The organism is Variovorax sp. 20P10.2.4 (assembly GCF_058244205.1).
This window is the reverse complement of sequence record NZ_JBZAYE010000510.1, coordinates 1-5,452: the sequence shown is the minus strand read 5'-3', so window position 1 is coordinate 5,452 and position 5,452 is coordinate 1. Positions and strand designations below refer to the sequence as shown.

Genomic DNA, 5,452 nt, shown 5'->3' with positions numbered 1-5,452 from the left:
GCGCCGATGCAGGAGCAGGCGCCCGCGCCCCAGAAGCCGCCGGTCGCGCAGAAGCAGCAGCTGGCCGCCTCGAGCTTCAACGAGGAGTTCCTCGGCATCGGCGGCGACCAGCCCAATGCCGACCTCTCGCTGTTCTCGTTCGGCAACCGCGTACTCGCGGGCAAGTACACCGTCGACGTCTCGCTCAACGAGCGCGGCGTGGGCCAGAGCGAGGTCCGCTTCGAGGACAAGGAAGGCACGAACGACGCGGTGGCCTGCCTCACGCGCGGCCTGCTCGACACCTGGGGCGTGAACGTCGCCGTGTTCCCGTCGATCGCCGCTGCCGCCGACGAGGCCTGCATCGACCTCGTCAACGCCATCCCCGAATCGAAGCTCAGCTACGACGCCGGGCGCCAGCGCCTGTTCCTGAGCATTCCGCAGGCCGCGCTCAAGCGCAGCGCGCGCGGCGCCGTGGGCCCCGAGAAGTGGGACAAGGGCATCACCGCCTTCATGCTGGACTACCAGCTCAACTACTCGCGCTTCAGCGGCAGCAACTACCGCAACGACACCCCGCTGACCAACCCGCAGCTCAACGTCTTCGACGCCGCCGATCCGTTCAACCGCAACCGCAACACGCTCCAGCGCAACACCTTCTTCGCGGGCGTGCGCGCGGGCTTCAACATGGGCGACTGGCGCTTTCGCCACTACTCGACCTACAACCGCGGCCTCGATGGCCGAAGCCGCTGGCAGGGCGTCACCAGCTATGCGCAGCGCGACCTGGCCTCGATCAACGGCCAGCTGCTGATCGGCGACGGCAACACGCCCGGCAACTTCTTCGACAGCCTGCCGTTCCGCGGCGTGCAGGTGTCCTCCGACGACGCGATGCTGCCCGACAGCCTGCAGGGCTATGCGCCCACGATCCGCGGCATCGCCCAGACCAATGCGCGCGTCACCGTGCGGCAGAACGGCTACATCGTCTACAGCACCTTCGTGGCGCCCGGGCCCTTCGTGCTCGACGACCTCTATCCCACCGCCTCGAGCGGCGACCTCGAGGTCACGATCACCGAGGCCGACGGCCGCCAGACCAAGTACACCCAGGCCTTCTCGGCCGTGCCCACCTTGCTGCGCGAGGGCACCTGGCGCTACTCGGCCACCGTGGGCAAGTACCGCAACGGCTACGACAACGTGAACACCAACCCGCTGCTGCCGAGCCAGGTGCCGGCCGAGCCGGTGTTCCTGCAGGCCACCCTGGCGCGCGGCCTGCCCGACGAGTACTCGGTGTACGGCGGCCTGATCGCCGCGCGCAAGTACCAGTCGGGCCTGGTGGGCCTGGGCAAGAACATGCGCGCCTTCGGCGCCGTCTCGTTCGACCTCTCGGCCGCGCGCACCGTCGACCGCTTCGACAAGACCTACAACGGCCAGTCGCTGCGCTTCCTCTATTCGAAGGCCTTCGTCGACTCGGGCACCAACTTCCGCGTGGCCGGCTACCGCTACTCGACCAGCGGCTACCGCACCTTCCAGGAAGCGGCACAGATGCAGGGCCTGTTGCTGCCCGACAACTTCAACAGCCGCCGCAACGAGCTGCGCTTCGAACTCTCGCAGCAGATCGGCAGCTGGGGCTCGGTGTTCGCCTCGGCGCGCCAGCAGACCTACTGGGGCACGCCCGCCAAGGACCGGCTGGTGCAGGTCGGCTACTCGGGCAGCTACAAGCAGTTCGGCTACAGCGTCTTCTACAACTACAGCACCAACAACGGCGGCATCAACAGCTTCAGCACCGGTTCGATCCGTCCGGTCAGCCGGCAGCTCATGGTGATGGTCAGCATCCCGCTGGGCGACACGCGCGCCAGCGCGCAGTACACCGTGAGCCGCGACAACGACGGGCGCCTCAGCCAGCAGGCCAGCGTCTATGGCAGCGCCTTCGAGGACAGCCGGCTCAACTACAACGTCACCGCGGGCCACTCGAACGCCGACGGCCAGGGCTCGAGCGGCAGCGCCAGCGCGAGCTACCTGTCGCCCGTGGGCCGCTTCGATGTCGGCCACTCGCAGGGCAAGGGCTACGGCCAGACCACCTTCGGCATGTCGGGCGGCCTGCTGGCGCACGGCGGCGGCGTCACCCTGTCGCAGCCGCTGGGCGAGACCATCGCGCTGGTGCAGGCGCCCAAGGCCGGTGGCGTGGGCTTCGAATCGCAGCCGGGCGTGGCGACCGACAGCGCGGGCAATGCGGTCATCCCGAACCTGAGCCCGTACCGGCTCAACCGCCTCGCGCTGCGCACCGGCGACCTCGGCGACACCGTCGAGGTGAAGAACGCGGCGATGGAGGTGGTGCCCACGCGCGGTGCCGTGGTGGTCGCGAAGTTCGAGACCTCGGTGGGCTTCCGCCTGCTGATGACGCTGAGCGACGCGAAGGGCCGCGTGCTGCCGCTGGGTTCGAAGATCGAGAACGAGGCGGGCCAGGAGGTCGGCATCGTCGGCCCCGACGGCCAGGCCTTCGTGACCGGCGCGGGCCAGAGCGGCAGCCTCACGGTGCGCTGGGGGCAGGGCGCGAACGACCAGTGCACGGTGGCCTACACCCTGCCCGAGGACGCCAATCCGCCGCCGATCCGCGAATTCACGGGGCAGTGCATCGGCAGCGCGGTCGACAGTGCGGCGCTGTTCGCGCCGCGAGCAAAGAAGAAGGGAGCGGAATGAACCGCAGCAATCCGTCGGGCGCGATGAAGGCGTTCTTCTCGTCCCCGCTGCGCCGCGGCGCCTCGCTGATCGCCGGGCTCGTGCTGCTTGTGGCCGCGCAGGAGGCGAGTGCCCTGTGCTCGCTCAACACCGCGGGCGGCTATGTCCCGAAGAACATCAACATGGTGATGGGACGCATCGTCGTCAGCCCGGACCTGCCCGTGGGCAGCCTGATCACCACGGCCAAGACCTTTCCCATCTACCAAGCGGGTTCGAACAACACGCCATTCACCTGCTCCGGCGGCGGCACCCTGTTCGGCGTCATCAATTCCGCGGCGGTGGGCGCGGAGTGGTCGGGGAAGGAAAAAGTCTTCGCCACCAACGTGGCGGGCATCGGCATCCGCCTGCTGCGACGGGCCACGGGGGGCAACCCGCCCGACGTGTACTACCCGCACACCTTGTCGACCACCACCACGTTCGGATCGTTCGCGACCAACGCGGACTTCGTGGTCGAGCTCTACAAGATCGCCCCCGTCACCGGCAGCGGCCCGCTGGTCAGCGGCATCTACACCACCTATTCCGGCGACCGAGGCGGCTCGGCCGTGACCACCCGCGTCGACGGCGACGCCATCACCATCGTCACGCCCAGCTGCCTCGTGGACACGGGCTCGAAGAACATTCCGGTGGTGTTCGGCAAGGTGCCGCAGAGCGACTTCAAGGGCCGGGGCACGACCGCGGCGGAGCGCAACTTCAACATCCGGCTCAAATGCAACGCCGGGGTCGGCACGCAGAACACCGTCTACCTGCGCATGGACGCCACGCCCGATCCGGCCGGCGATGCAGGCGTGCTGCGCATCAGCCAGGCCAGCGGCTCGGCCACCGCCACCGGCGTGGGCATCCAGATCATCGACGGCCAGAAGGTGCCGGTGAAGTACGGCGACGACGCGCTGGTGGGGCCGTCGAAGGACGGCGACTACGTGCTGCCCTATACCGCGCGCTATTTCCAGACCGGCAACACCGTGACGCCGGGGCAGGCCAACGGCATGGCGACCTTCACGCTCGATTACAAGTAACTGGGCAAGGCGATCCGCAAGATGGATGCGCCGGGCCCGGTGAGCACCCGGCCCGGCGAGCGGCCGTCGCCGCTTCGCGTTCAGTCCACGTCCGGCCGCATCGGGATGTCGCCCATCGCGTCATCCTCGCGCAGCCCGCGCGCGGCCTTCAGCAGCTCGATCGACAGTCCGTCGCCGTGGCCCGCGAAGCCTTGTGCGATGCCCTCCAGCGCGGTCGAGAGGCCGAGCTCCCCGTCGGCGCGCGCATCCATGCTGATGTTGAGCACGCGCGCCGCCATCTGGCGGTAGGTGACGGCGCCCGCGCCCTCCAGCGCCGCGACCAGGTCGAGGTACAGCGCCAGGTTCATGTCGAACACGAGCTTGGGGGTGATCTCGAAATCCTCGCTGTTGTTCTTCTTGTCCATGCCATGACTCCTTTCTTCGGGAGTCTCCACTCTAGCCACAAAAAGCGCGCGCGCTCGTCGGACATGGGCGATGTTGTTCAACGCGCACGCGCCCCCGCTGCCGTCACCCGAGCCGCAGCAGCAGCGCCGAGGCCGCGCACACCAGCAGGAAGGGCACGCTCAGGCGGTGGAACTCGCGCAGCCCGTTGGGCAGCTTCGCGAGCCGCAGCGCGATCAGGTTGGCGAGCGAGCCCAGCACGCAGCCGAAGCCGCCCACGCTCACGCCGGCGGCCAGCGCCGGCAGGTCGTGCACGTAGCGGTCGAGCAGGATGGTGGCCGGCACGTTGCTGATGAACTGCGAGCTGACGATCGCCGCCAGGTAGGCGCGCCAGCCCTCGGCGATCGGCCATTGCGTCATCAGCGCGGCGATGAAGGGCAGTTCGGCGAGCTGGCGCAGGTCGACGAACATCAGCGCGATGATCGCGAGCAGCGCCCAGTCGACGTCGTGCAGCACGCGGCGCTGGAACAGCAGGTAGGCGCCGAACACGACCGCCAGGCCCGCGGCCAGCCAGTGCCGGTCGAGCGCGACCACGAAGCCCACGAACAGCAGGCCCGACAGCGCCAGCAGCCGCGGCTGCACCGGCGCGCTGTCGGCCGCGGGCTTGAGCGCGATCGCGGTGCGCGGCACCAGCAGCCAGACGGCGGCGAACAGCCAGAACAGCATCACGCCCACGGTCGGCGCCATCATGCCCATGAAGCCCGCGAAGCTCTCGCCGCTGCGGTGCCACAGGTAGAGGTTCTGCGGATTGCCGATCGGTGTGAGCGCCGAGCCCGCGTTCACCGCCAGCGCCTCCAGCACCACCAGCCGCGCCAGCGGCAGGTGCGCCTGGGTGGCGAGCACGCGCGTCAGTGGCACCAGCAGGAACAGGCTGACGTCGTTGGTGACCAGCGCCGACAGCACCGCGGCGCTGGCGACGAGCAGCAGCGCGAGCTGGCGCAGGTTGGTGGTGCGCGCCAGCAGGCGCTGCGCGGCCGACTGCAGCACGCCGCTTTTCTCCACGCCCTGCGTGATCGCGAGCAGGCCCGCGAGCGCGCCCACGGTCTGCCAGTCGATCAGCTTCAGCCAGTCGAGCGGCGCGCGCGGCCGCAGGAAGGCGAACAGCACGGCCACCGCCACCAGCACCCAGAGCAGGCCGTTGCCGCCGCCCTCGTGGGGCGATGCGGTGTCCGCGGCGGCGGTGGCGGGGGGCAGGGCGGACGCGGTGTCTTTGGTCATGGAGCGGCGGTGGTCAGGGCGGCGGGAGCGTGCGCGGCACGCGCTTCCCGCCCCCGAGTTTCGGGCATGGCGAG

The 5,452-nt window shown here is 69.5% G+C and carries 4 protein-coding genes; 2 read left to right on the top strand and 2 right to left on the bottom strand.

The window, feature by feature from the left end; translation table 11 throughout:
* Positions 1-6 precede the first annotated feature (6 nt).
* The gene (locus AC27VN_RS31615; protein ID WP_490879114.1) at positions 7-2,667 is read left to right on the top strand and encodes a fimbria/pilus outer membrane usher protein; all 2,661 of its coding nucleotides are present in this window, start codon (positions 7-9) and stop codon (positions 2,665-2,667) included.
* Positions 2,664-3,719: a fimbrial protein gene (locus tag AC27VN_RS31610; RefSeq protein ID WP_093350262.1), complete on the top strand. Its 1,056-nt coding sequence runs from the start codon at positions 2,664-2,666 to the stop codon at positions 3,717-3,719. The genes AC27VN_RS31615 and AC27VN_RS31610 overlap by 4 nt, the downstream gene beginning before the upstream one ends.
* An 80-nt stretch (positions 3,720-3,799) precedes the next feature.
* Here AC27VN_RS31610 and AC27VN_RS31605 read toward each other — a convergent pair whose 3' ends face one another.
* On the bottom strand, positions 3,800-4,123 hold the full coding sequence (locus AC27VN_RS31605; protein WP_093350265.1) for a hypothetical protein: 324 nt from the start codon (positions 4,121-4,123) through the stop codon (positions 3,800-3,802).
* A 103-nt stretch (positions 4,124-4,226) separates the two neighbouring features.
* Positions 4,227-5,378 carry an SLC13 family permease gene (locus AC27VN_RS31600; RefSeq protein WP_490879113.1) on the bottom strand — a complete coding sequence of 384 codons (1,152 nt, stop codon included), beginning with the start codon at positions 5,376-5,378 and terminating at the stop codon, positions 4,227-4,229.
* Positions 5,379-5,452 lie beyond the last annotated feature (74 nt).

Coding starts and splice junctions, on each gene's coding strand:
- AC27VN_RS31605 (WP_093350265.1), bottom strand. CDS start 4,123: ATGGACAAGAAGAACAACAGCGAGGATTTCGAGATCACCCCCAAGCTC.
- AC27VN_RS31615 (WP_490879114.1), top strand. CDS start 7: ATGCAGGAGCAGGCGCCCGCGCCCCAGAAGCCGCCGGTCGCGCAGAAG.
- AC27VN_RS31610 (WP_093350262.1), top strand. CDS start 2,664: ATGAACCGCAGCAATCCGTCGGGCGCGATGAAGGCGTTCTTCTCGTCC.
- AC27VN_RS31600 (WP_490879113.1), bottom strand. CDS start 5,378: ATGACCAAAGACACCGCGTCCGCCCTGCCCCCCGCCACCGCCGCCGCG.